A 23,217-nucleotide genomic window follows, 5' to 3' on the forward strand; every position below is an offset into this window, starting at 1 on the left:
CCTAGGCCTCCCACCCCGCTCCGCTGACCGCCGCCTGCGCCAGCGGATGCAGGTCCGCTCCCCGATGTGTTGCCTGCCAGGCCAGTAGTTCCTTGCGCATGCCCGGTGTCCAGAACATTTGCAGGTGATTGCGCACGCCGAGCACCGCTTGCTGCTGGTCCGGTTCGCTGGAAAAATACTGGGCGATCTGGTTGGCCATCTTGATCAGGTTGTCGGTGCTCATCGGCGTGCCTCCGCTTTTTCCCCGGCGTTGCGCGCCTGGCGGCGCTCATCGAGCAGGCGTTGTTGTTCGTTGCTGAAGGCCTGGAAGCGTTTTTGCCACTCGGAAGGGTGGTAGACGCGGCTGACTTCCACGGCGGTGACCTTGTACTCCGGACAGTTGGTGGCCCAGTCGGAGTTGTCGGTGGTGATGACGTTGGCCCCCGATTCCGGGAAGTGGAAGGTGGTGTACACCACGCCCGGAGCCACCCGTTCGGTGACCCGTGCGCGCAGGACAGTCTGGCCCGCGCGGCTGCCGATACCGACCCAATCACCTTCGTTGATGCCTCGGCTTTCGGCATCGGTCGGATGGATTTCCAGGCGGTCTTCGTCGTGCCAGGCGACGTTCTCGGTGCGTCGGGTCTGGGCGCCGACGTTGTATTGGCTGAGGATTCGCCCGGTGGTCAGCAGCAGCGGATAGCGGTTGTTGACCTTTTCTTCGGTGGGCACGTAGCCGGTGAGCATGAAGCGTCCTTTGCCTCGCACGAATTGCTCGATATGCATGGTCGGCGTGCCATCCGGCGCAGCGGCATTGCAGGGCCATTGCAGGCTGCCGTGACTGTCCAGGGAGGCATAGCTGACATTGGCGAAGGTCGGCGTCAGGCTGGCGATTTCGTCCATGATTTGCGCTGGGTGTTGGTAGCTCATCGGGTAGCCCAGGGCGTTGGACAGAGCCACGGTGCCTTCCCAGTCGGCCTTGCCGCCCAGCGGCTCCATGACCTTGCGTACCCGCGAAATGCGCCGTTCGGCGTTGGTAAAGGTGCCGTCTTTTTCCAGGAACGAGCTACCCGGCAGGAACACGTGGGCGAACTTGGCGGTTTCGTTGAGGAAGATGTCCTGCACCACCACGCATTCCATGGCCGACAGCGCTGCGGTGACGTGCTGGGTATTCGGGTCGCTCTGGGCGATGTCTTCCCCCTGGCAGTACAGACCCTTGAAGCTACCGGCCAGGGCAGACTCGAACATGTTCGGAATGCGCAGGCCTGGGTCGGGTTGCAGGGTGACATTCCAGGCCTGTTCAAACTGCGCCCGCACCACTTCGTCGGAGATGTGTCGGTAGCCAGGCAGCTCGTGGGGAAAGGAACCCATGTCGCAGGAGCCCTGGACGTTGTTCTGTCCCCGCAGCGGGTTCACGCCGACGCCTTCGCGACCGATGTTGCCGGTGGCCATGGCCAGGTTGGCGATGCCCATGACGGCGGTACTGCCCTGGCTGTGCTCGGTGATGCCCAAGCCGTAGTAGATAGCGGCATTGCCGGCGTTGGCGTACAGGCGGGCGGCGGTGCGGATGTCGGCTGCTTCGACGCCGCAGATGACGCCAAGAACCTCCGGCGAATTTTCCGCGCGACTGACGAACTCACTCCAGCGGGCGAAATCACTGCCCTCGCAACGGGCGTCGATAAAGGCTTGGTCAAGCAGGCCTTCGGTGACGATGACGTGGGCCAGGGCGTTGAGCATGGCGACGTTGGTACCTGGGCGTAGGGCCAGGTGCAGCTCGGCGCGGGCATGCACCGAGTCCACCAGATCGATGCGGCGCGGATCGATGACGATCAAGCGTGCCCCCTCGCGCAGGCGGCGCTTGAGTTGGGAAGCGAACACCGGGTGCGCGTCGCTGGGGTTGGCGCCCATGACCAGGATGACGTCGGCGCGCATCACCGAATCGAAATTCTGGGTACCGGCGGACTCGCCCAAGGTCTGTTTCAGGCCGTAGCCGGTGGGCGAATGGCAGACCCGTGCACAGGTGTCGACGTTGTTATTGCCGAAGGCGGCGCGTACCAGTTTCTGGACCAGGTAGGTTTCTTCGTTGGTGCAGCGGCTGGAGGTGATGCCGCCGATGGCATCGCGGCCATATTTGTGCTGCAAGCGACGGAACTCGCCGGCGGCGTAGGTCACTGCTTCATCCCAACTGACTTCCTGCCAGGGGTCGCTGATGTGTTTGCGAATCATCGGCTTGGTGATGCGATCCGGGTGGGTGGCGTAGCCCCAGGCAAAACGGCCCTTGACGCAAGAGTGGCCGTGGTTGGCCTGGCCGTTCTTGTCGGGAACCATGCGCACCACTTGATCGCCTTTCATCTCGGCACGGAACGAGCACCCCACACCGCAATAGGCGCAGGTGGTGATTACGGCGTGTTCGGGTTGGCCCAATTCAACCACGCTTTTTTCTATCAGGGTCGCGGTCGGACAGGCTTGTACGCAGGCGCCGCAGGAAACGCATTCCGAGTCGAGGAAATTCTCGCCGCCAGCGGCCGCGACCCGCGATTGGAAACCGCGCCCGGTGATGGTCAGGGCAAAGGTGCCCTGGGTTTCTTCGCAGGCACGCACGCAACGGTTGCAGACGATGCACTTGCTCGGGTCGTAGTCGAAGTAGGGATTGGAAGTGTCTTTCTTATCGGTCAGGTGGTTTTCACCTTCGTAACCATAACGCACTTCCCGCAGGCCGACCTGGCCGGCGACGGTTTGCAGTTCGCAGTTGCCGTTGGCCGAGCAGGTCAGGCAGTCCAGCGGGTGATCGGAGATGTACAACTCCATGACGTTGCGGCGCAGGGTAGCGAGCTTCGGTGTCTGAGTATGCACGATCATGCCGGCGCTGACTGGCGTGGTGCAGGATGCCGGATAGCCGCGCATGCCGTCGATCTCCACCAGGCACATACGGCAGGAGCCAAAGGCTTCCAGGCTGTCGGTGGCGCACAGTTTGGGAATGCTGGTGCCCAGCAGCGCGGCGGCGCGCATCACCGAGGTGCCTTCGGGCACGCTGATGCTGCGGCCATCGATGTTCAGGGTGATCTGCACTTGGCTGTCGCGGGCCGGCGTGCCAAGGTCAAAGGTGCCAGGGGCAGTATCGGTTTTCGGGTCGAAGAGAGTGATCATTGGTCGGCCTCCGAGGGCTGCAGACCGAAGTCGGCGGGGAAATACTTGAGAGCGCTGGCCACCGGAAAGGAAACCATGCCGCCCAACGCGCACAGCGAACCGTATTGCAGGGTGTCGCACAGGTCCTTGAGGATGATCGCCTGTGCATCGCGACCGCCCTGGTCGGGCGCGGCCAGCAGGCGATCGATCACCTCCACGCCGCGAATGGAACCGATGCGGCAGGGCGTGCATTTGCCACACGACTCCTCGGCGCAGAACTGCAAGGCGAAGCGCGCCATATGGGCCATGTCGAGGCTGTCGTCAGCCACCACCACGCCACCGTGACCGAGCATGGCGCCGATGGCGGCGAAGGCTTCGTAATCCAGCGGTGTGTCGAAGTGCTCCGGTGGCACCCAGCCACCGAGGGGGCCGCCCACCTGAGCCGCCTTCAGTGGCCGGCCACTGGCGGTGCCACCGCCGTAATCCTCCACCAGCTCGCGCAGGGTCAGGCCAAAGGCCCGTTCCACCAAGCCGCCGTGGCGGATATTGCCGGCCAACTGGAAGGGCATGGTGCCCAGCGAGCGGCCCATGCCGTAGTCGCGATAGAACGGCGCGCCCTTGGCTAGAATCAGTGGCACCGAGGCCAGGGTCAGCACGTTGTGGACCAGCGTCGGCTGGCCGAACAGACCTTGCAGGGCCGGGATCGGCGGCTTGGCGCGGACAATCCCGCGTTTGCCTTCGAGGGAATCGAGCAGCGCGGTTTCCTCGCCACAGATATAGGCGCCGGCACCGACGCGTACTTCCAGCTCGAAGGCCTGGCCACTGCCCGCGACATCGGTACCGAGGTAGCCGGCGGAGCGGGCGATGTCCAGCGCTTCGCGCAATGTCGCCACGGCCTGTGGATATTCCGAGCGCACATAGAGGTAGCCATGGTTGGCACCGACGGTGAGACCGGCAATGATCATGCCTTCGATTAGCAGGAAAGGGTCGCCCTCCATCAGCATGCGGTCGGCAAAGGTGCCGGAGTCGCCTTCGTCGGCGTTGCAGACGATGTATTTCTGTATCGCCTGGGTAGCGCGTACCGTGCGCCATTTGATCCCGGCGGGAAAGGCCGCGCCGCCGCGACCGCGCAGGCCCGAGTCGAACACCGCAGTGGCGGTCTGCTCGCTGCCCAGGGTAATGGCTTGGGTCAGGCCCTCGAAACCGCCGTGGGCGCGGTAATCTTCCAGGGACAGTGGCCGGGTAATGCCGGCGCGGGCGAACAGCAGGCGTTGCTGGGATTTCAGGTAAGGCAACGCTTCCACCGGACCGAGGGCCAGTGGATGGGTGGAGGGATCGCCTTGCAGGGCCTCGAGCAGCGACGGCACATCGGCGGCGGTCAACGGGCCGAAGCCAATACGGCCTCGCGGGCTGTCGATTTCCAGCAGCGGTTCCAGCCAGTACAGGCCACGGGAGCTGGTGCGGTGCAGCTCCAGCGACAGACCGCGCTCGCGAGCCTGGGCGACAAGGGCGGCGGCAACCTCATCGGCACCGACGGCACGCGCCAGGGAGTCAACGGGCAGATAGAGGCTCGGCATCATGAGCCCTCCTGGCAGGCATCGAGCAGGGCATCCAGGCGTTCGGCGCTGAGCCGCGCATGCACCTGACCATCCAGCTCCAAGGCGGGCGAGCAGGCGCAGGCGCCGAGGCAATAGACCGGGCGCAGGCTGATATTGCCGTCGGCGCTGCTGCCATGGTCGTCCAGTTGCAGGCGTTCGCGCAGTTGCGCGGCGAGCTGCTCGGCGCCACGGCTCTGGCAGGACTCGGCCCGGCACAAGCGCAGGATATGCCGGGCCGGTGGCGCGGTACGGAAGTCATGGTAGAAGCTGATCACCCCGCGTACCTCGGCCTGGCTCTGGTTGAGGGCGTGGGCTATTTCGGGGACGGCGACATCGGGGATATAACCGATGTTCGCCTGAATCTCATGCAGGATCGGCAACAGTGCGCCGGGGGAGCCTTTATGGCACTCCAGCAGGCTGTTAACCATAGGCAGGTGCAGCATCTCATCAGGCATACGGCATTCCTCATGGTCACGGACAAACCACAAGGTTGTCGGTTGTCCGAAAGTATCGGCTGCGGCATTCACGCCACGTCACGGTATCGTGGCATTGTCGACCGTTGGCCAGGCACCCCGGGCGGGCATCTTGTTGTGCCCGGTGCGATCGTTGCCGCACCTCTTCAGGGTATAAAGGGCAGCTTGCCACGCAGTCTTGGGCTCATCGACACCAAAGCGACCTGCACGGTTCTTTCTGCGACCGTCGTTGAGTATAGAAGGATGTGGCTGGGGGGATGGGCGAGGAGGGGAGGCCGAAAAAATCGAGATAAAAAAACGCCTTAGTAGGGCGGTTTTTCCACAAGTCTGCTTACCGCAGGCTTGTGGGTCTCACTGAGCGCATCAACGTGAGCATTCGTTTTGCTGAGACGTTTTACCGCTTGCCATATTCGGGGGTAACCGAAGACTTCCGGAAATACCACAGTGATAGCCTTCCACTGATGTATGTTGATTAATGTGGTAACACAATGAGCGTTTGTTTCAGGCTTTTGTTCTCAAAGATTCAAGTATTACCCTTTTGCTCTCTCGTTCGGAGCACTCTATTGAGTCGATCATTCGTCAGTTGTGGGAAACCATCACTGAATGTCTTTCAAATAGTCCTTGAGCACGATAAGCGGGGCACTCAGCTCCTCGGTCGTTCGTGCCTTGCTGAAGTCCGTAGCCAGCCTCTGCAACTCGCGCCCGAGGGGTTTGTCCGTTCCGCCCACGGCATCCAGCGCCACGGCTACACACGCATTGACCTTCAGTTGGATAGCGTCAACATCGCGGTTGCGTACCAGTAACTCAAACACGTCCTTCTGGTAGTCGCTCATGACCGGATCATCGCGCAAAAGCGGGCTCTGGCCGTCGGTTTCATAAGCCAGCTTGAGCGCAAAAAGGGCGGTGGTCTCCAGTGATGATTTCATGGTGCAAGCTTCTCTGTCGTCGTGTGCGGTGAATGATTGCTATTTTGTGCGCGGAAAAAACCTTGAAAATCAAGTAGGTTTTCAGTTTTGGTGCCGAGGGAAACTGTAGAGCTCCATAGAATCTGTGACATGCTGGCGGATTATACGACAAGGGATACACAGGGATAGGCGAGGGCTGCGCAGAGGTTGGCGGCTTGTAAGGAACAGGCTATCGGCGGCTTGCTTTCCAGCTCCAGCCTTATCGTGTCGGCGCTGACGCTATGCCCGCACACTGGAAACCTGTTTCGCAAGATGACTTTCGAGCAACAACTAACGCTTTTAGAAAACACCGCACGTAAGCTTAAAGGTATTTCTTTGCCGGTAATTCAATTTCATATTGATCATTGCACTTTGTTGATCCTACACATGTTGCTGGAGTAGCTGGCCTAGTAAGGGGAGTATAGGCGCTGATAAATGTCGGTTTGCGATCGTGAATTTATGAAGGCTTCTTTAATAAATGGGCTATTTAGAAATAATCATGTCTGTATGGTGTTCCATGAAAGCAAAAAAGCAAAATGCGTATTTGGTAGTTTGGCTACTTTGATTTCGAAGGCTTTGATGAATCCCTCCACCTTGTGTCCAGATTGCGCGCCTACGCGACACACCGTTCCCTCAATTCCCCGATAGCGGTTTCCTATTGATGCCATAAATATGACGAGATGGCTCGCCTGGTTTTTAACGGTCATTCTCTTTGACCAAACCCAAAATAAAGGGAACCTGCAATGCCTAGCAAAATTTCCGTGTTGCCATTATGTGTGCTGATCGCTGGCCTTAGCTCCACCGCGTTTGGCGCCGATAACCTCTCACGCGATTCGGGTGCACCGGTGGGAGATAATCAAAACTCGCAAACTGCAGGTGCCGATGGTCCTGTGCTCCTTCAAGATAGTCATTTGATCGAGAAGCTGCAGCGCTTTGACCGGGAACGCATTCCCGAACGCGTAGTGCACGCCCGAGGTACTGGCGCTTTTGGTGATTTCCAGGCCTCGACGGATATCCAGGATTTGACCCGGGCAGAGGTATTCAAACCGGGCACCAAAACTCCGGTTTTTGTACGTTTCAGTACGGTGATGGGATACCGCGGTTCGCCGGAACAGGCCCGTGATCCACGTGGGTTTGCGGTCAAGTTCTACACCAGTCAAGGCAACTGGGACATGGTCGGGATTAACGTTCCGGTGTTCTTTATCCGTGACGCCATCAAATTTCCCGACTTCGTACACGCGAACAAACCCAGTGCGGTGACTGGGGTGCAAGACCCCAACCTGGCATTCGACTTCTTCGCTCATAGTCCGGAGGCGACCAACATGCTCACTCGCATGTATTCGCTGGAGGGCATGCCCGATTCCTATCGGCACATGAATGGTTCGGCGGTCCACGCCTTTAAGTTCATCAACGCCAATGGCGAGGTGCATTACGTTAAGTTTGCCTGGAAGAGCCAGCAGGGCGTTCACGGTTTCGAGCCCAAGCAGATTGCTGAGGCCATCGGCAAGGACTGGAACCTCATGACGAACGACCTGTACGGTGCGATCAAGAAGGGCGATTATCCAAAATGGGATCTGTATATCCAGACTTTGACGCCGGGCGAGCTCAGTAAATTCGCATTCAACGCTCTGGATGACACGAAAATCTGGACGGGGGTGCCTGAGCAGAAGGTCGGTACACTGACCCTGAATAAAGTCCCGGAAAACTACTTCGAGTCTACCGAAGAATCGGCCTTCGCCCCTTCTCGATTGGTGCCGGGAATTGAAGGTTCCGAGGACCGCATGCTGCAAGGGCGATTGTTTTCCTACGCCGATACGCAAATGTACCGCCTTGGTACTAACTACCAACAGATCTCTGTTAACCGTCCGCTGAACAAAGTGAGTAACAACTCGCAGGATGGCGCGATGAACAGCAGCGGCCGCACTGGCGAGATAAACTTCGAGCCGTCAGGTATCAATGAGCTTGCGCAGGACCCGCAGTATAAATATGCAAGCACTCCAGTCAGCGGCGTCACGCAACAACTGGCCCTGAAAAAAACCGCTAACTTCCTGCAAGCAGGTGAGTATTACCGGGCTCTCCCCAGCAAAGAGCAGGAGTTTCTGGTGGAGGCATTGAGCGGTGATCTGAATCACGTTTCTAACGAGGCAAACAAATACGCCATGCTCTCTTATTTCTACAAGGCTGATGCGGATTATGGGACGCGCCTGGCCAAAGCCACGCATGCGGACCTGAGTCGTGTCGAAACTGCAGCCAAGGCACTTCAGGACTGAGTGCCGTGTATTGACAACCTGTCATGCAAGGCATGACAGGTTGTCTGAGAGGGAGGGGCTCTTATGATAGTTACTCGCAGAACACGCTACATAGCTGCGCTGCTCATGGTCCTGCTTGTGGTAGCAGGTTATCGGGCCATGCACCTGTTCTTTCCCAATTTATGGCTGCCAAAAACAGCAGAAGCCCTGCAGACCGACAGCCAGCAGCGGGTCAACCCGCATATTTATGACCGCCAGTGGTTCGACGCTGCCCGTGCTGGCCGTACCGACATCACTGATGCGCTGCTCAAGGCCGGCTTTCCGGTCAACGCCCGCACAGGCTCTGGATACACTGCATTGGTGCTTGCCACTTATCATGGCGACCTCAACGAGGTGAACCTGTTGCTCACTGCCGGTGCCGATCCTTGCATCCCTGACCAAAGTGGCAACACTGCATTGATGGGCGCATTGTTCAAAGGCGAAATCCACGTCGCCCGACGCCTGCTCGACTTATGTCCGATCGACGCAGCTAACGACAATGGTCAAACGGCGCTGTCATTCGCAGCCTTATTTGGCCGTCTCGACATGCTTGCGCAGCTTGTGCAGCTCGGTGCGGATCCTGGGCATCGGGACAAGAAGGGAAATAGCGCGAAAATGATTGTGCAAATGCAAGGTAACGACGCCGCGGTCGCCGCGTTGGAAGCGGTCGGCGCACGGAACTAATGATTGCTAATAAAGAAATACCTCATGTTTTTTTGGAGGGAAATAAGTGGAATTAACTTGCGCATAATTGAATAAACAAAGCTAGCGCTATTAAAAGAATAATCTGCGCGGTCCAAGGAATCGTAAGCAAGTATTTAAGTTTTACAGGGAAGCGTTCGATCTCATTTATATCCACTAAGCCCCTTTTTTCTCCTAGACTTGGTATCCAGAGGTAAAAATAAATCATGTTGCAACGCATAGTCTTTCCCAGAAGCCCTGCGCTCGAAAAAACCCGTTTATTTTGCTCTACAAATAGACAGTTTGTAAGGCAATGTTCAAATTTCTCGGTATAGGCGTGAGCCACATAAAAAGAAATACACATTGTGATCACGATGGATAAAATAATGATCGTCGCTATCAGCCCAGGATCCACGTTGGTCATGGGCTTGTCTGCCTGTATAGATAGTCACCCATCAACTCACCGCCTTTAGTCCCCAGCGCACCTCCCGCCATACCACCGGCAGCCCCCCCGATTACTGCACAAGCTAATGCAGCACCTCCGCCTGTGGGTATGCTTAACCCAACACATATTATTCCCGCAAGACCACTACCAACCGTCCCGCCTAGCGCTCCGCCACCCAGACTCCCCAGCAGTGAGCTACCCTCAACATATGTAGCTTTTTTGCACTCTTGTTCTCTGCCCAATGTACAAGCTTTATGGATCGACAAACCGGTGGATGCTACGTCTAAAGCCGTGCCTATATAAGCTCCTCTCTTTACTAGTCTAGCGACTCCGGAAACTTTATCTGCATATCCAGATATCTCACCTGTGTGCATGTAGCTAGAGGTGGAAATTCCCAAAAGCCTTTTAATTGAACCTTCGTTACGTAACCCCGAACCGTAAGACGCCATGTTTGATAGTTGCTTATCCAGTTTCAAGAAAAGGGCGGTTCGTTGTGCACAGAACGTGTCGCGGGCTGACATAGAACCTGATCCGAGGTGCTCTCTATGTAACTTTTCCATGTCATCGAGCGTGGTCTTGATGGCGTTCAGGTGCTTGTTCCATCCGTCGGTTATAGCACCCACACCGATGGAGGCATTTGAAAGAAGGCTTTGCAATAGTTCAAAGTTATCCAGAAAATAATCATCCGCCTCCGCGCCGTTACTTAGCAAGTCCGTATGGACTTGGCTGGCTTTACCCATCACGTAGGCTTCTTGGCTGGTGCAGGAGGGGGTAGATGAATCACCTAAAATTACAAGCTCGCCCGCGAGTACAACACTTCCTGCTATATGGGCATTATGGATGTTGAATTTGGCTTTCGAGTTTTTGGAAAGCGCGATATTTGCCTTCAGGGTTTCGAAGTTTTGCGTTTTGGAGTTGATGAAAGACTGAACTTCGGACATGCCATCGCCTCATGAATATTTCTTATTGCCGATCCGATCCCATCCACCGATTACGTTACCGCCCGCGAGACCATCGCTGCGTTTTTGCAAGGTGTATGTGGTTTTAATACGACCGTAGTTCAGTTACACAATTTCGATTGGCACGCCTGAGCTAGCACTTTGGGAGTAGTCAGCCATAATGACTTCTTCAAGTACTACTTCATAATATTTGAGTCTTTCGGAGCTTGCTCGGCAGAGCACTAGTTTCACCTCTTTGAGGTGCTGACCTGCACAGCTAGCCTCCATCAGCTTGCAACTGGCGCTGTCAAGATATTTTGTGAAGGTGAAGTTGCTCATTGTAGTTCGACCGGAGGACGCGCCTCCTGCCGAGCTGGCTGTTGCAGAAGTGCTTTGGCTAACGCCGAAGTTGTATCCAGTGATTTCGATCCATTTGCTGAACTTCTCGTCCAAAGCTTCGCCGGGAATTTCTGCGATCTGAATATAACCATCAAAAGCCATGTTTACCTATCCTTGGTAAGTAGTAAGCAAGGTAAATTCTGATATTACGGACAACGTTTTTCTTTTTGGGTTCCGTAGGTCGGTGTCTATTTTCGTTCAATGAGCAATGGGAGATTATAGCGGGTTTCGGCGAAGGATATCGGCGATATCGGCGATATTGGGCACTGGCTCCCTAGGCGCTCCGGTTTACCGGAGCACTGGTCCGTACTGCCGCAGGTTTATCCTGCGCCGTGTATTTATTCATATCCACCCCCTTATTCTCCAGGGGCTGAAGCTGGGTATGGATTGTCAAGGCGTGCTGTCATTGAACCCCGTACCCACTTTTCCCGCATATCGAAGCTCGCCAATCTCAGCAGCAGTGCTCCAAACGATGTTCTAGCGTCTTTTGGCTCGCTGTAGCCGACCATGACGGACTCCTTGCGGTGCTTACACTCGAGCTTGATTCATATGCGTTTTCTATCAAATCTTCCATATTCTCTGGCAAGTGCTGGTGGGGAGGTCTCTCGCGACTTAGTCAAATCCTCAGAACCTGATCATCTCGTTTTTACTTCCCCCCCCCCCACCTGCGGATTCCACGGCCATCCGGCCACTGATTCCACGGTGATCCGGCCACCCTCGTGCGCTGGCCTTTGCCGACATGGGCCATGGCGTTGCGCATGAAATGAACGCGGCAACGCTGCCAACTAGCGTTGAGGACTTTGGAGATCGCCGCCTTCAGGCCTTCATGGGCATCCGAAATGACCAGCTTCACACCCCGCAGCCCACGGCGCATCAGGTTGCGCAAGAACTCCGTCCAGAATGGATCCGCTTCCAACGGCCCCACGCGCATGCCCAATAATTGCGTGGCTTTTCTATTTTCGTTGATGCAGATGCACCAAAGCGACTAAATCCAGCCGGAAATGGCACTTTAGTGATGGTTGGCGTTTGGTATTTTTTGGGGGCTCGGGAGGTGCAAGCGGTACCGAAATGGCGAACCGTTGCACGCCTGAGCGAGGGGGTAAGAGAGGATAAAAAAGTAAAAAGGGGTAGATTTTTTGGATAGAAAAAGGGGTAGAAATTTCTTTCTACCCCTTCTCTAAGTCCTTGATTTACAAGGATTTGTATGGTGCCCCGAGGGAGACTCGAACTCCCACTCCTTTCGAAAACGGATTTTGAATCCGCCGCGTCTACCAATTCCGCCATCAGGGCTCAATGGCGGCGAAGTATAGAGACGTGATTACCGTTGGTCAATCGCCTTTCATGGTCAATTTTGCTGAATTCCGCTAAACTTTCCGGCCCTGCTAGACGAACCCCATCATGCGTGTCGCTGACTTTACTTTCGAGCTCCCCGATTCCCTGATCGCTCGCCATCCACTGGCCGAGCGTCGCAATAGCCGCCTGCTGACCCTGGATGGGCCCAGCGGCGCGCTGGCACACCGTCAATTCACTGATTTGCTTGAGCATTTGCGCCCAGGCGATCTGATGGTGTTCAACAATACCCGGGTCATTCCAGCCCGTCTGTTCGGCCAGAAAGCCTCCGGCGGCAAGCTGGAGATTCTCGTGGAACGGGTGCTCGACAGTCACCGCGTATTGGCCCACGTGCGCTCCAGCAAGTCGCCAAAGCCCGGTTCGAAGATCCTGATCGAAGGCGGTGGCGAGGCCGAGATGCTGGCCCGTCACGACACGCTGTTCGAGCTGGGTTTCACAGAGCACGTACTGCCTTTGCTGGAGCGGGTCGGCCATATGCCGTTGCCTCCTTATATAGACCGTCCCGACGAGGGCGCGGACCGCGAGCGTTATCAGACGGTCTACGCCGAGCGCCTGGGGGCCGTGGCCGCGCCCACCGCCGGCCTGCATTTCGATCAACCGCTGCTGGACGCCATCGCCGCCAAGGGTGTCGAGACCGCGTTCGTTACCCTGCATGTCGGTGCCGGGACCTTCCAGCCGGTGCGCGTGGAGCGTATCGAAGACCACCACATGCACCACGAATGGCTGGAAGTCAGCCAGGCGGTGGTGGATGCCGTCGCCGCCTGTCGCGCGCGCGGTGGGCGGGTGGTCGCCGTTGGCACCACCAGTGTGCGCTCGCTGGAAAGCGCCGCCCGCGATGGCGTGCTCAAGCCGTTCAGCGGCGATACCGATATCTTTATCTATCCTGGCCGACCCTTCCATGTGGTCGATGCACTGGTGACCAATTTCCATCTGCCCGAATCCACGCTGCTGATGCTGGTTTCGGCCTTCGCCGGTTATCCCGAGACCATGGCCGCCTACCAGGCCGCTGTGGCGAACGGTTACCGCTTTTTCAGTTACGGTGATGCGATGTTCATCACCCGAAACCCCGCGCCGACCGGACCCCAAAAATCGGCCTCCGAGGATCAAGCATGAGTCGTACCAGTCGTATGTCGTTCGAGTTGCTCGCCACCGATGGCAAGGCCCGTCGCGGTCGCCTGACCTTCCCGCGCGGCACCGTCGAGACCCCGGCCTTCATGCCGGTGGGCACCTACGGCACGGTCAAGGGCATGCTGCCACGGGATATTGTCGCTACCGGCGCCGAGATCATTCTGGGCAATACCTTCCACCTGTGGTTGCGCCCAGGCACCGAAGTGATTAAGGCTCATGGCGACCTGCATGATTTCATGCAGTGGAACGGCCCGATCCTCACCGATTCCGGCGGTTTCCAGGTGTTCAGTCTGGGCGCCATGCGCAAAATCAAGGAGGAGGGGGTCACCTTCGCCTCGCCGGTCGACGGTGCCAAGGTGTTCATGGGGCCGGAAGAGTCGATGCAGGTCCAGCGCGACCTCGGCTCGGACATTGTGATGATTTTCGACGAGTGTACGCCGTACCCCGCCGATGAAGACGTCGCCCGGACCTCCATGGAGTTGTCGCTGCGTTGGGCCCAGCGTTCGAAGAATGCCCATGGCGACAACAGCGCGGCGCTGTTCGGTATTGTCCAGGGCGGCATGCATCAGAACCTGCGTATGCGCTCGCTCGAAGGTCTCGACAAGATCGGCTTCGATGGCCTGGCCATCGGTGGTCTGTCGGTGGGCGAGCCCAAGCATGAAATGATCAAGGTGCTCGATTACCTGCCGGGTCAGATGCCTGCTGACAAACCTCGTTACCTTATGGGTGTTGGCAAGCCTGAGGATCTCGTAGAGGGTGTGCGCCGCGGGGTGGACATGTTCGATTGCGTGATGCCGACCCGCAATGCCCGCAATGGGCATCTGTTCGTCGATACCGGCGTGCTGAAGATCCGTAACGCGTTCCATCGCCATGATGATTCGCCGCTGGATCCGACCTGCGATTGCTACACCTGCCAGAACTTCTCCCGCGCTTATCTGCATCATCTGGACAAGTGCGGCGAAATGCTGGGGAGTATGTTGAATACCCTTCACAACTTGCGCCATTACCAACGGCTTATGGCTGGTTTGCGCGAGGCTATTCAACAGGGTACATTGGCCGCCTTTATCGATGCCTTCTACGCCAAACGCGGGCTTTGCGTGCCGCCTTTGGACTGAGTTTTCAGACCGCAGGGTCCGAGCAAAAACTTGCCGAGCGATGATCAGGCAAGGCAAAAACAGGCAAAGAGGCGCGATTGACTGGTGTCAAACCGCATTGCGAGCCTGTTTTTAACCCAGCATGATCGTCGCACGGCGGGTTTTGCTCAGATCCCGGAATAATTTTGCAACTGGAGTGCTATATGAGCCTTTTTATCTCTAACGCGTTCGCGGATGGCGCCGCACCTGCTGCTGCCGGTCCGATGGGCGGTGGTTTCGAATGGATTTTTCTGGTCGGCTTCCTGGTCATTTTCTATCTGATGATCTGGCGTCCGCAGGCCAAGCGCGCCAAGGAGCAGAAGAACCTGCTGGGCAACCTGGCCAAGGGCGACGAGGTGGTGACTACCGGTGGTATTGCCGGCAAGATCCTCAAAGTGACCGACGATTTCGTCGTACTGGAAGTTTCCGACACCGTTGAAATGAAGTTCCAAAAGGGTGCCATCGCGGCCACTCTGCCTAAAGGCACGCTGAAAGCGATCTAAGTTTCAATATTTAACAATCGACGGGGCGCGCAAGGCGCCTCGCGTCATAAGCGGGCGGCGTGATGCTGAACAAATACCCTCTGTGGAAATACGTACTGATCCTGGCGGTGCTGGCGATCGGTTTTATTTATTCCGCTCCCAATCTCTACCCTGACGATCCGGCAATCCAGGTCAGTGGCGCCAGCACGGCGTTGCGGGTCAATCAGGCCGATCTGGATCGAGCGAGCAAAGCGCTCACCGAAGCCGGTTTCGCTGTCAAGGGGGCGACCCTGGCTGCCAACGGCAAGGACGGCCTGCTGCGCTTGACCAAGCAGGAAGACCAACTGCCGGCCAAGGACGTGGTGCGTAAAGCCCTCGGTGACGACTACGTAGTGGCCCTCAACCTGGCACAAACCACCCCGCAATGGCTGCGCAACCTTGGCGCGCACCCGATGAAGCTGGGTCTGGATTTGTCCGGTGGTGTGCACTTCTTGCTGGAAGTGGACATGGACAAGGCCCTCGATGCCCGCCTGAAAGTCTACGAGGGCGACGTCAAGAGCCTGTTGCGCAAAGAGCGTGTACGTTATCGTAGCCTGCCGCAGCTCAACGGCGCCATTCAACTGGGCTTCGCTGACAATGATTCCCGCGAGCAGGCTCGTGCCCTGATTCGCAAGAACTTCAACGATTTCGACATTGTTCCGGCTGATCTGAACGGTCAGGCGGTGCTGCGTCTGGCGATGACCCCAGTCAAGCTGGCGGAAATCCGTGAATATTCCATCAAGCAGAACTTGACCACGGTCCGTAACCGCGTCAACGAACTGGGTGTGGCCGAGCCACTGGTTCAGCGCCAGGGTGCCAATCGCATCGTGGTCGAGCTGCCGGGTGTGCAGGACACCGCTGAAGCCAAGCGAATTCTGGGCAAGACCGCCAACCTCGAGTTCCGCCTGGCCGCCGAGCCGGGAGCGTCGAAGGCGACTTCCGAAGAGTTCGAGTTCCGTGAAGGCAATCGCCCTCCCGCGCTGATCGAGCGTGGCCTGATTATCACCGGCGACCAGGTGACCGATGCCAAGGCCGGTTTCGGCGAGCACGGTAGCCCGGAAGTGAACATCCACCTGGATGGCCACGGCGGCGAACTGATGAGCCGTGCCACGCGCAGTAACGTCGGTCGCCAGATGGCGGTGATCTTCATTGAGCAGCGTCCGGTCACCACCTACACCAAGCAGATGGTCGACGGTGTCGAGAAAGATGTGCCGGTGCAGACCTTCAAGGAAGACAAGAAAATCATCAGCCTGGCGACTATCCAGTCGCCGTTGGGCGCGCAGTTCCGTATCACCGGCCTGAACGGTCAGGGTGAATCGTCGGAACTGGCTCTGCTGCTGCGTGCCGGTGGTCTGGCTGCGCCGATGTACTTCGCTGAAGAACGTACCATCGGCCCGAGCCTGGGTGCCGACAACATCACCAAGGGTATCGACGCGTCGCTGTGGGGGATGCTGTTCGTTTCTCTGTTCATCATCGCCATCTATCGCTTCTTCGGTATCATCGCCACCGTGGCGCTGGCCTTCAATATGGTCGCGCTGTTGGCATTGATGTCGCTGTTGGGGGCGACCCTGACTCTGCCGGGTATTGCCGGTATCGTCTTGACCATGGGGATGGCGGTCGACGCCAACGTACTGATCTTCTCGCGGATCCGTGAAGAGATCGCCGCAGGCATGACGGTTCAGCGAGCGATCAACGAGGGCTTCAATCGCGCCTATACGGCAATTGTCGACGCCAACCTGACGACGTTGCTGGTGGGCGGCATCCTGTTCTCCATGGGTACCGGTCCGGTCAAGGGCTTTGCGGTGACCATGTCCCTCGGGATCTTTACCTCGATGTTCACGGCCATCATGGTGACTCGTGCGATGGTCAACCTGATCTTCGGCGGTCGTGACTTCAAGAAGTTGTGGATTTAAGGGGCTGCCATGTTACGTACTATCAACTTCATGGGCGTTCGCAACGTTGCGTTCGGCGTCACTGTGCTCCTTACCGTTCTGGCGTTGTTCAGCTGGTTCCATAAGGGCTTGAACTACGGTCTGGATTTCACCGGCGGTACGCTGATCGAGCTGACCTATGAGCGTCCGGCCGATGTGATGAAGGTGCGCTCGCAACTGGCCGAGGCCGGTTATCACGATGCGATTGTGCAAAGCTTCGGTGCAACCACCGACCTGCTGGTGCGGATGCCGGGTGAAGACCCGCAACTGGGTCACCAGGTCGCCGAGGCGTTGCAGAAGACCGGTGGCGACAACCCGGCACAGGTCAAGCGTGTCGAATTCGTCGGCCCGCAGGTGGGTGAGGAGCTGCGCGACCAGGGCGGTCTCGGCATGCTGATGGCGCTGGGCGGCGTGCTGATCTACCTGGCCTTTCGCTTTCAGTGGAAGTTCGCGGTCGGCGCCATCGTGTCGTTGATCCACGACGTGGTCGTGACCGTGGGGATCCTGTCGCTGTTTCAGATTACCTTCGACCTGACGGTGCTGGCGGCGGTGTTGGCGATCATCGGTTACTCGCTCAACGACACCATCGTGGTATTCGACCGGGTTCGCGAGAACTTCCGGGTCCTGCGCAAGGCCAGCCTGATCGAGAACATCAACATCTCGACCACCCAGACTTTGCTGCGCACCGTGGCGACGTCGATCTCCACGTTGCTGGCGATTGCGGCCTTGCTGTTCTTTGGTGGCGACAACCTGTTCGGCTTCTCCATTGCACTGTTCGTCGGTGTGATGGCCGGTACCTACTCATCGATCTATATCGCCAACGTGGTGTTGATCTGGCTGAACCTGAGTAGCGAGGACCTGATTCCTGCGGCCAACACCCAGAAGGAAATCGACGACCGTCCTTGACGCTGGTTTCCCTTCCGGCTGTCGCCTTGAAAGGCGCGAGTATTGAACTCGCGCCTTTTTTTATGCTCCAAGGCTAGGAGAGTGCGGATATTTTCCGCTTGAGATGGTCTGGAGGTTCACGTGAACAAATCGTTGCTGGTGGGTGCGGTATTAGGTGCTGTCGGTGTCACTGCCGGAGGTGCTGTTGCGACCTACAGCATGGTGAAAAGCGGCCCCGAGTATGCACAGGTGTTGGCGGTCGAGCCTGTGAAAACGCAGATCAAGACGCCGCGTGAGGTGTGTAAGGATGTGGCCGTGACCCGGCAGAAACCGGTCCAGGACGAGCATCGCCTGGCGGGTACGGCGTTGGGCGCAGTGGGCGGTGGCCTGCTGGGCAGTCTGGTCGGTGGCGGCAAGGGCAAGACCCTGGCCACTGTGGTTGGCGCGGTGGGTGGCGGTTATGCCGGTAACAAGGTGCAGGAGGGCATGCAGGAGCGTGACACTTACACCACAACCCAGACCCGCTGCAACACGGTCAATGATATCAGCGACAAGGTCGTCGGTTATGACGTGCGCTACCAGCTCGACGGCAAGGAGGGCAAGGTGCGCATGGATCGCGATCCTGGCAACCAGATTCCAGTCGACAAGGAAGGTCGCCTGATTCTCAGCCAGAACCAGCCCGGCCAGTAAATGTTGATTGTCCCCTGTGGGGTCGGTTGACGAATCACAGGTACAAAAAAAGCACCCCTCGGGGTGCTTTTTCATTCTCTGGCGCTTAGCGCTTCAGCGAGGCCGGCAAGTGCGGCTGGATCGCGGTCAGCACGGCCTTGAAGCACTTGGTGTTGCCGGCGACGATATGGCCTTTCTCAAGGAAGTCGTGACTGCCGGTGAAATCGCTCACCAAGCCACCTGCTTCCTGAATCAGCAGGGCGCCCGCCGCCATGTCCCATTCGGATAGGCCAGATTCCCAGAAAGCGTCGAAACGACCGGCAGCCACATAGGCCAGGTCGAGGCTTGCAGCGCCTGCGCGGCGAATACCGGCGGTCTGGCCGACCAGGGCGCGGAACATGCCCAGGTAGTTGTCGATATTGTCCATCTGGTCATTACGGAACGGGAAACCGGTACCCAGCAGGGCGCCGTCGAGGCTGGTGCGACCGCTGACGCGCAGGCGACGACCGTTCAGTTGGGCGCCACGGCCACGGCTGGCGGTGAATTCTTCCTGGCGAACCGGGTCCAGAACCACGGCGTGCTCAAGGCGGCCGCGATACTTGCAGGCGATACTGACCGCGAAGTGGGGGATGCCGCGCAGGAAGTTGGTGGTGCCATCAAGTGGGTCTATGATCCACAGGTAATCTTCGCCTTCACCGCTGCCGGCATGGAAGCCGGTTTCTTCGCCGCGAATGGCGTGGGTCGGATACGCTTTGCGTAGCGCATCGATGATTTTCTGTTCGGCGGCGCGATCTACCTCGGACACGTAGTCCTTGGCGTCTTTTTCGTCGACCTTGATGGTATCCAGGCGCTCGATGGAGCGGAAAATCAATTCACTGGCGCTGCGGGCGGCGCGCAGCGCGATATTCAGCATGGGCTGCATGGACGTTTCACCTAGAGTGTTAAAGAAAGCCGAATATTCTAACAGAAAAGTATTATCGGTGAAGGACGACATTCAGCTTCGTGGCGTAAACCTGAGCGCTTCTGTAAGATTTGCTCCCCTTTGCCCTGTCCGAGAGCGCCTCTTCGTGTTGCAAAATATTCGTGTCGTCTTGGTCAATACCAGTCATCCGGGCAATATCGGCGGGGCTGCGCGAGCCATGAAGAACATGGGGTTGTCGCGCCTGGTGTTGGTTGAACCACGTACCTTTCCGTCCGATGAGGCTGACGCACGTGCCGCCGGCGCCACCGATATCCTTGCAAACGCCCAGGTCGTCGCCACCTTGGAGGATGCGCTGAGCGGCTGCAAACTGGTGTTCGGTACCAGTGCGCGGGATCGGCGGATTCCGTGGCCGTTGCTCGATCCTCGCGAGTGCGGTGTGAAGGTGGTCGAGGCGGCGGCACACGATGCGCAGATCGCCCTGGTGTTCGGTCGTGAAGACAGCGGCCTGACAAACGACGAGTTGCAGCGCTGTCATTACCACGTGCATATCCCATCGGATCCCGAATTCAGCTCGCTGAACCTTGCGGCGGCGGTGCAGGTGTTGAGTTATGAGGTGCGCATGGCGTGGTTGGCGGCCGAAGGCCAACCGCACAAGATCGAGAAGGATGAAGTGGCGTCCACCCGCAGTGGTGAGCTGGCGACCATGGATGAGTTGGAGCGATTCTATGAGCATCTGGAACAAACGCTGACGGCCATCGAGTTTCTCGATCCGCAAAAGCCCCGGCACCTGATGGCGCGCCTGCGCCGCCTTTACGGACGCAGCTCGGTTAGTCGAGCGGAAATGAATATATTGCGTGGCATTCTCACGGAAACCCAGAAAGCGGCCCGTGGCGAGCTTCTTAAACGGAAGGATTAATGATGTTCGAGCGTTTGCGTGAAGATATCCAGAGCGTATTCCATCGTGACCCGGCGGCGCGCAATGCTTTTGAGGTACTGACCTGCTACCCCGGCATGCACGCCATCTGGCTGCATCGCCTCAGTCATTGGCTGTGGGGGATGGGCTGGAAGTGGCTGGCGCGGGTGGTGTCGAACTTTGGCCGCTGGTTGACCGGCATCGAGATTCACCCAGGCGCCAAGGTCGGGCGACGCTTCTTTATCGACCATGGCATGGGCATCGTGATTGGCGAAACCGCCGAGATCGGCAACGACGTGACCATTTATCAAGGCGTCACCCTGGGAGGGACCAGCTGGAACAAGGGCAAGCGTCATCCGACCCTGGAGGACGGCGTGGTCATCGGTGCCGGGGCCAAGGTGCTGGGGCCGTTTGCTGTCGGCGCTGGAGCCAAGGTTGGCTCCAATGCGGTAGTGACCAAGGCGGTTCCGCCGGGGGCGACGGTGGTGGGTATCCCAGGACGGATTATCATGAAATCCGACGATCAGCAGCAGGCCAAGCGCAAAGCGATGGCCGAGAAGCTGGGCTTCGATGCTTATGGTGTCGGTGAGGATATGCCGGACCCAGTGGCGCGGGCCATCGGCCAGATGCTCGATCATTTGCAGGCGGTCGACGGACGTCTGGAAGACATGTGCGGTGCGCTGAAGGATCTGGGCAGCAACTACCGCGCCAAGGACTTGCCGGAGTTGCACTGTGAGGGTTTTGTCGAAGTGAAAGATGAGAATGAGGGTGAGGCCAAGACAGGTTGATCCTCGTTGGGTTTGCCAGCCGCGTCGTTGGCGAACCGGCTCCCATGGGCTCGCTGGCGCAGGCGTCCGAAAGGGCGCCACTGAGTCAGTAGTCGCACCGAGCTAGCATCAGTGCCATTGCGCTGGGGACTTTGCTATAATGCGCGCGCTCTTTTACGGGTAAACCTGACTAAAGTACTGGGTCTTATAGTTGACTTAAATACTCGGGAATTGCATACTCGTACCTATCCCGTAACTCCGTGGTAATTGTCCATGCGACTGACTACAAAAGGCCGATATGCCGTGACCGCCATGCTCGATCTGGCGTTGCACGCGCAGCACGGGCCGGTGTCCCTGGCCGATATCTCCGAGCGCCAAGGCATCTCCCTGTCCTACCTCGAACAGCTTTTCGCCAAGTTGCGTCGCAGCAACCTGGTCTCCAGTGTCCGTGGTCCGGGCGGCGGCTACCAGCTGTCGCGTGACATGCAGGGGATCCAGGTTGCTCAGGTGATCGACGCAGTGAATGAATCGGTTGACGCCACCAAGTGCCAGGGGCTCGGTGATTGCCACTCCGGCGACACCTGCTTGACCCATCACTTGTGGTGCGACCTCAGCCTGCAGATCCACGAATTTCTCAGTGGTATCAGCTTGGCGGACCTTGTGACTCGCCGTGAGGTACAAGAAGTCGCCCAGCGTCAGGATCAGCGCCGCTGTAATGGCAAGGCGCCACGCCTGGATAAGATCGAAGCGTCCGCCGTCGAATGACAGCCAAAGAGCCCGCGGTGCGCCAGCCAGCCTGATTAGGAGATAGTTGATGAAATTGCCGATTTACCTTGATTACTCTGCAACTACACCGGTTGATCCGCGTGTCGCGCAGAAAATGAGTGAGTGTCTATTGGTTGACGGAAATTTCGGCAACCCGGCTTCACGTTCCCACGTGTTTGGCTGGAAAGCCGAGGAGTCCGTCGAGAACGCACGTCGCCAGGTCGCTGATCTGGTCAATGCCGACCCCCGTGAAATCGTCTGGACCTCAGGTGCCACCGAGTCCGACAACCTGGCGATCAAGGGTGTCGCGCATTTCTACCACACCAAGGGCAAGCACCTGATCACCAGCAAGATCGAGCACAAGGCGGTTCTCGACACCACGCGCCAATTGGAGCGTGAGGGTTTCGAGGTCACTTACATCGAGCCCGGTGAAGATGGTCTGATTACGCCGGCCATGGTCGAAGCTGTCTTGCGCGACGACACCATCCTGGTGTCGATCATGCACGTGAACAACGAGATCGGTACCGTCAACGATATTGCCGCCATCGGTGAGCTGACCCGTTCGCGCGGTGTGCTGTTCCACGTAGATGCCGCCCAATCGACTGGCAAGGTCGAGATCGATTTGCAGAAGCTGAAGGTCGACCTGATGTCCTTCTCGGCCCACAAAACCTACGGCCCCAAAGGTATCGGTGCGCTGTATGTGAGCCGCAAGCCGCGTGTGCGCCTCGAAGCGACCATGCACGGCGGCGGCCATGAGCGTGGCATGCGCTCCGGCACCCTGGCGACCCACCAGATCGTCGGCATGGGCGAAGCCTTCCGTGTGGCCAAAGAAGACATGGCCACCGAGAACGTGCGAATCAAGGCTCTGAGCGACCGTTTCTACAAGCAGGTCGAGCACCTGGAAGAACTGTACGTCAACGGCAGCGTGACCGCCCGTGTACCGCACAACCTGAACCTGAGCTTCAACTACGTCGAAGGCGAGTCGCTGATCATGGCGCTCAAGGATCTGGCGGTTTCCTCCGGTTCGGCCTGTACCTCCGCCTCGCTGGAGCCTTCCTATGTGTTGCGCGCCTTGGGCCGCAACGACGAACTGGCACACAGCTCGATCCGCTTCACCTTCGGCCGTTTCACCACCGAGGAAGAAATCGATTACGCCGCGCAGAAAGTCTGCGAGGCCGTGACCAAGCTGCGCGCTCTGTCGCCGCTGTGGGACATGTTCAAAGACGGCGTCGATATCTCGAAGATCGAGTGGGCGGCACACTAACCATAGAAGCCGCCGGGTACAGCTCCTGTAGTGACGCGGCGACTGACGCAAGCGCAACTACAGGGTCTCAAGAGCGGCCCTGATGAGAGAGGATTAAGTAT

The 23,217-nt window shown here is 58.1% G+C and carries 19 protein-coding genes, 1 tRNA gene and 3 pseudogenes; 12 read left to right on the forward strand and 11 right to left on the reverse strand.

The window, feature by feature from the left end; genetic code table 11:
* Position 1: 1 nt before the first annotated feature.
* From AWM79_RS17025 to AWM79_RS17045, 5 genes are all read right to left on the reverse strand, one after another.
* On the reverse strand, positions 2-223 hold the full coding sequence (locus tag AWM79_RS17025; RefSeq protein ID WP_017132729.1) for a formate dehydrogenase subunit delta: 222 nt from the start codon (positions 221-223) through the stop codon (positions 2-4).
* Positions 220-3,123, reverse strand: a complete 2,904-nt coding sequence (fdhF, locus tag AWM79_RS17030) for a formate dehydrogenase subunit alpha (protein ID WP_017132730.1) — start codon at positions 3,121-3,123, stop codon at positions 220-222. Before fdhF ends, AWM79_RS17025 begins: the two co-directional genes overlap by 4 nt.
* Positions 3,120-4,682 (reverse strand): formate dehydrogenase beta subunit, encoded by a 1,563-nt coding sequence (locus tag AWM79_RS17035; protein WP_176986779.1) that lies wholly within the window; start codon positions 4,680-4,682, stop codon positions 3,120-3,122. The genes fdhF and AWM79_RS17035 overlap by 4 nt, the downstream gene beginning before the upstream one ends.
* A complete protein-coding gene (locus tag AWM79_RS17040) occupies positions 4,679-5,155 on the reverse strand; it encodes a formate dehydrogenase subunit gamma (RefSeq protein WP_017132731.1) in 477 nt (158 codons plus the stop codon). Before AWM79_RS17040 ends, AWM79_RS17035 begins: the two co-directional genes overlap by 4 nt.
* A gap of 614 nt (positions 5,156-5,769) precedes the next feature.
* Complete coding sequence (locus AWM79_RS17045; RefSeq protein ID WP_017132732.1) at positions 5,770-6,099, reverse strand: hypothetical protein; 330 nt, start codon at positions 6,097-6,099, stop codon at positions 5,770-5,772.
* Between the two features lie 761 nt (positions 6,100-6,860).
* On the opposite strand from AWM79_RS17045, the gene AWM79_RS17050 reads away from it, so the two are divergent.
* Both AWM79_RS17050 and AWM79_RS17055 read left to right on the forward strand, forming a co-directional pair.
* Positions 6,861-8,387, forward strand: coding sequence for a catalase (locus AWM79_RS17050; RefSeq protein ID WP_017132733.1), 1,527 nt, complete (start codon positions 6,861-6,863; stop codon positions 8,385-8,387).
* A gap of 138 nt (positions 8,388-8,525) precedes the next feature.
* The gene (locus tag AWM79_RS17055; protein ID WP_244159570.1) at positions 8,526-9,089 is read left to right on the forward strand and encodes an ankyrin repeat domain-containing protein; all 564 of its coding nucleotides are present in this window, start codon (positions 8,526-8,528) and stop codon (positions 9,087-9,089) included.
* A gap of 417 nt (positions 9,090-9,506) precedes the next feature.
* On the opposite strand, the gene AWM79_RS17065 is transcribed toward AWM79_RS17055, so the two are convergent.
* The 5 genes and pseudogenes from AWM79_RS17065 to AWM79_RS17080 form a co-directional block, all read right to left on the reverse strand.
* The gene (locus AWM79_RS17065) at positions 9,507-10,472 is read right to left on the reverse strand and encodes a hypothetical protein (protein WP_060783356.1); all 966 of its coding nucleotides are present in this window, start codon (positions 10,470-10,472) and stop codon (positions 9,507-9,509) included.
* 9 nt (positions 10,473-10,481) lie between these two features.
* Positions 10,482-10,970 (reverse strand): annotated as a pseudogene (locus AWM79_RS17070) (Hcp family type VI secretion system effector).
* A gap of 253 nt (positions 10,971-11,223) precedes the next feature.
* A pseudogene (locus tag AWM79_RS25675) lies at positions 11,224-11,413 on the reverse strand (hypothetical protein); the annotation flags it as partial.
* Between the two features lie 164 nt (positions 11,414-11,577).
* Positions 11,578-11,811, reverse strand: a pseudogene (locus AWM79_RS17075) (transposase); the annotation flags it as partial.
* Between the two features lie 262 nt (positions 11,812-12,073).
* Positions 12,074-12,158: transfer RNA gene (locus AWM79_RS17080), tRNA-Leu, on the reverse strand.
* Positions 12,159-12,266: 108 nt separating this feature from the next.
* Here AWM79_RS17080 and queA point away from each other — a divergent pair.
* The 6 genes from queA (at position 12,267) to AWM79_RS17110 (ending at position 18,506) form a co-directional block, all read left to right on the forward strand.
* A complete protein-coding gene (gene queA / locus AWM79_RS17085; RefSeq protein ID WP_060783357.1) occupies positions 12,267-13,331 on the forward strand; it encodes a tRNA preQ1(34) S-adenosylmethionine ribosyltransferase-isomerase QueA in 1,065 nt (354 codons plus the stop codon).
* A 14-nt stretch (positions 13,332-13,345) separates the two neighbouring features.
* Positions 13,346-14,461, forward strand: a complete 1,116-nt coding sequence (gene tgt / locus AWM79_RS17090; RefSeq protein WP_167375466.1) for a tRNA guanosine(34) transglycosylase Tgt — start codon at positions 13,346-13,348, stop codon at positions 14,459-14,461.
* A 182-nt stretch (positions 14,462-14,643) separates the two neighbouring features.
* Positions 14,644-14,982 (forward strand): preprotein translocase subunit YajC, encoded by a 339-nt coding sequence (gene yajC / locus AWM79_RS17095; RefSeq protein WP_017131680.1) that lies wholly within the window; start codon positions 14,644-14,646, stop codon positions 14,980-14,982.
* Positions 14,983-15,044: 62 nt separating this feature from the next.
* Positions 15,045-16,913, forward strand: a complete 1,869-nt coding sequence (gene secD, locus AWM79_RS17100; protein WP_017131681.1) for a protein translocase subunit SecD — start codon at positions 15,045-15,047, stop codon at positions 16,911-16,913.
* Positions 16,914-16,922: 9 nt separating this feature from the next.
* Positions 16,923-17,837, forward strand: a complete 915-nt coding sequence (gene secF / locus AWM79_RS17105; protein WP_017131682.1) for a protein translocase subunit SecF — start codon at positions 16,923-16,925, stop codon at positions 17,835-17,837.
* A 120-nt stretch (positions 17,838-17,957) separates the two neighbouring features.
* On the forward strand, positions 17,958-18,506 hold the full coding sequence (locus AWM79_RS17110; RefSeq protein ID WP_017131683.1) for a glycine zipper 2TM domain-containing protein: 549 nt from the start codon (positions 17,958-17,960) through the stop codon (positions 18,504-18,506).
* Positions 18,507-18,591: 85 nt separating this feature from the next.
* Here the strand turns inward: AWM79_RS17110 and suhB are convergent, their stop codons facing one another.
* Complete coding sequence (gene suhB, locus AWM79_RS17115) at positions 18,592-19,407, reverse strand: type III secretion system regulator SuhB (RefSeq protein WP_017131684.1); 816 nt, start codon at positions 19,405-19,407, stop codon at positions 18,592-18,594.
* A gap of 145 nt (positions 19,408-19,552) precedes the next feature.
* Between suhB and trmJ the strand changes: the two genes are divergently transcribed.
* The 4 genes from trmJ (at position 19,553) to AWM79_RS17135 (ending at position 23,116) form a co-directional block, all read left to right on the forward strand.
* Entirely contained in the window at positions 19,553-20,323 is a 771-nt protein-coding gene (gene trmJ, locus AWM79_RS17120) for a tRNA (cytosine(32)/uridine(32)-2'-O)-methyltransferase TrmJ (RefSeq protein ID WP_060783358.1), read from the forward strand.
* A 2-nt stretch (positions 20,324-20,325) separates the two neighbouring features.
* Positions 20,326-21,108 carry a serine O-acetyltransferase gene (gene cysE / locus AWM79_RS17125; RefSeq protein ID WP_026013139.1) on the forward strand — a complete coding sequence of 261 codons (783 nt, stop codon included), beginning with the start codon at positions 20,326-20,328 and terminating at the stop codon, positions 21,106-21,108.
* Between the two features lie 252 nt (positions 21,109-21,360).
* Positions 21,361-21,852: a Fe-S cluster assembly transcriptional regulator IscR gene (gene iscR / locus AWM79_RS17130; RefSeq protein WP_026013140.1), complete on the forward strand. Its 492-nt coding sequence runs from the start codon at positions 21,361-21,363 to the stop codon at positions 21,850-21,852.
* 49 nt (positions 21,853-21,901) lie between these two features.
* Entirely contained in the window at positions 21,902-23,116 is a 1,215-nt protein-coding gene (locus AWM79_RS17135; protein WP_026013141.1) for an IscS subfamily cysteine desulfurase, read from the forward strand.
* The last annotated feature ends 101 nt before the right edge of the window (positions 23,117-23,217 follow it).

Source organism: Pseudomonas agarici (genome assembly GCF_001543125.1).
In the GTDB taxonomy this organism is placed as follows: Bacteria; Pseudomonadota; Gammaproteobacteria; order Pseudomonadales; family Pseudomonadaceae; genus Aquipseudomonas; species Aquipseudomonas agarici.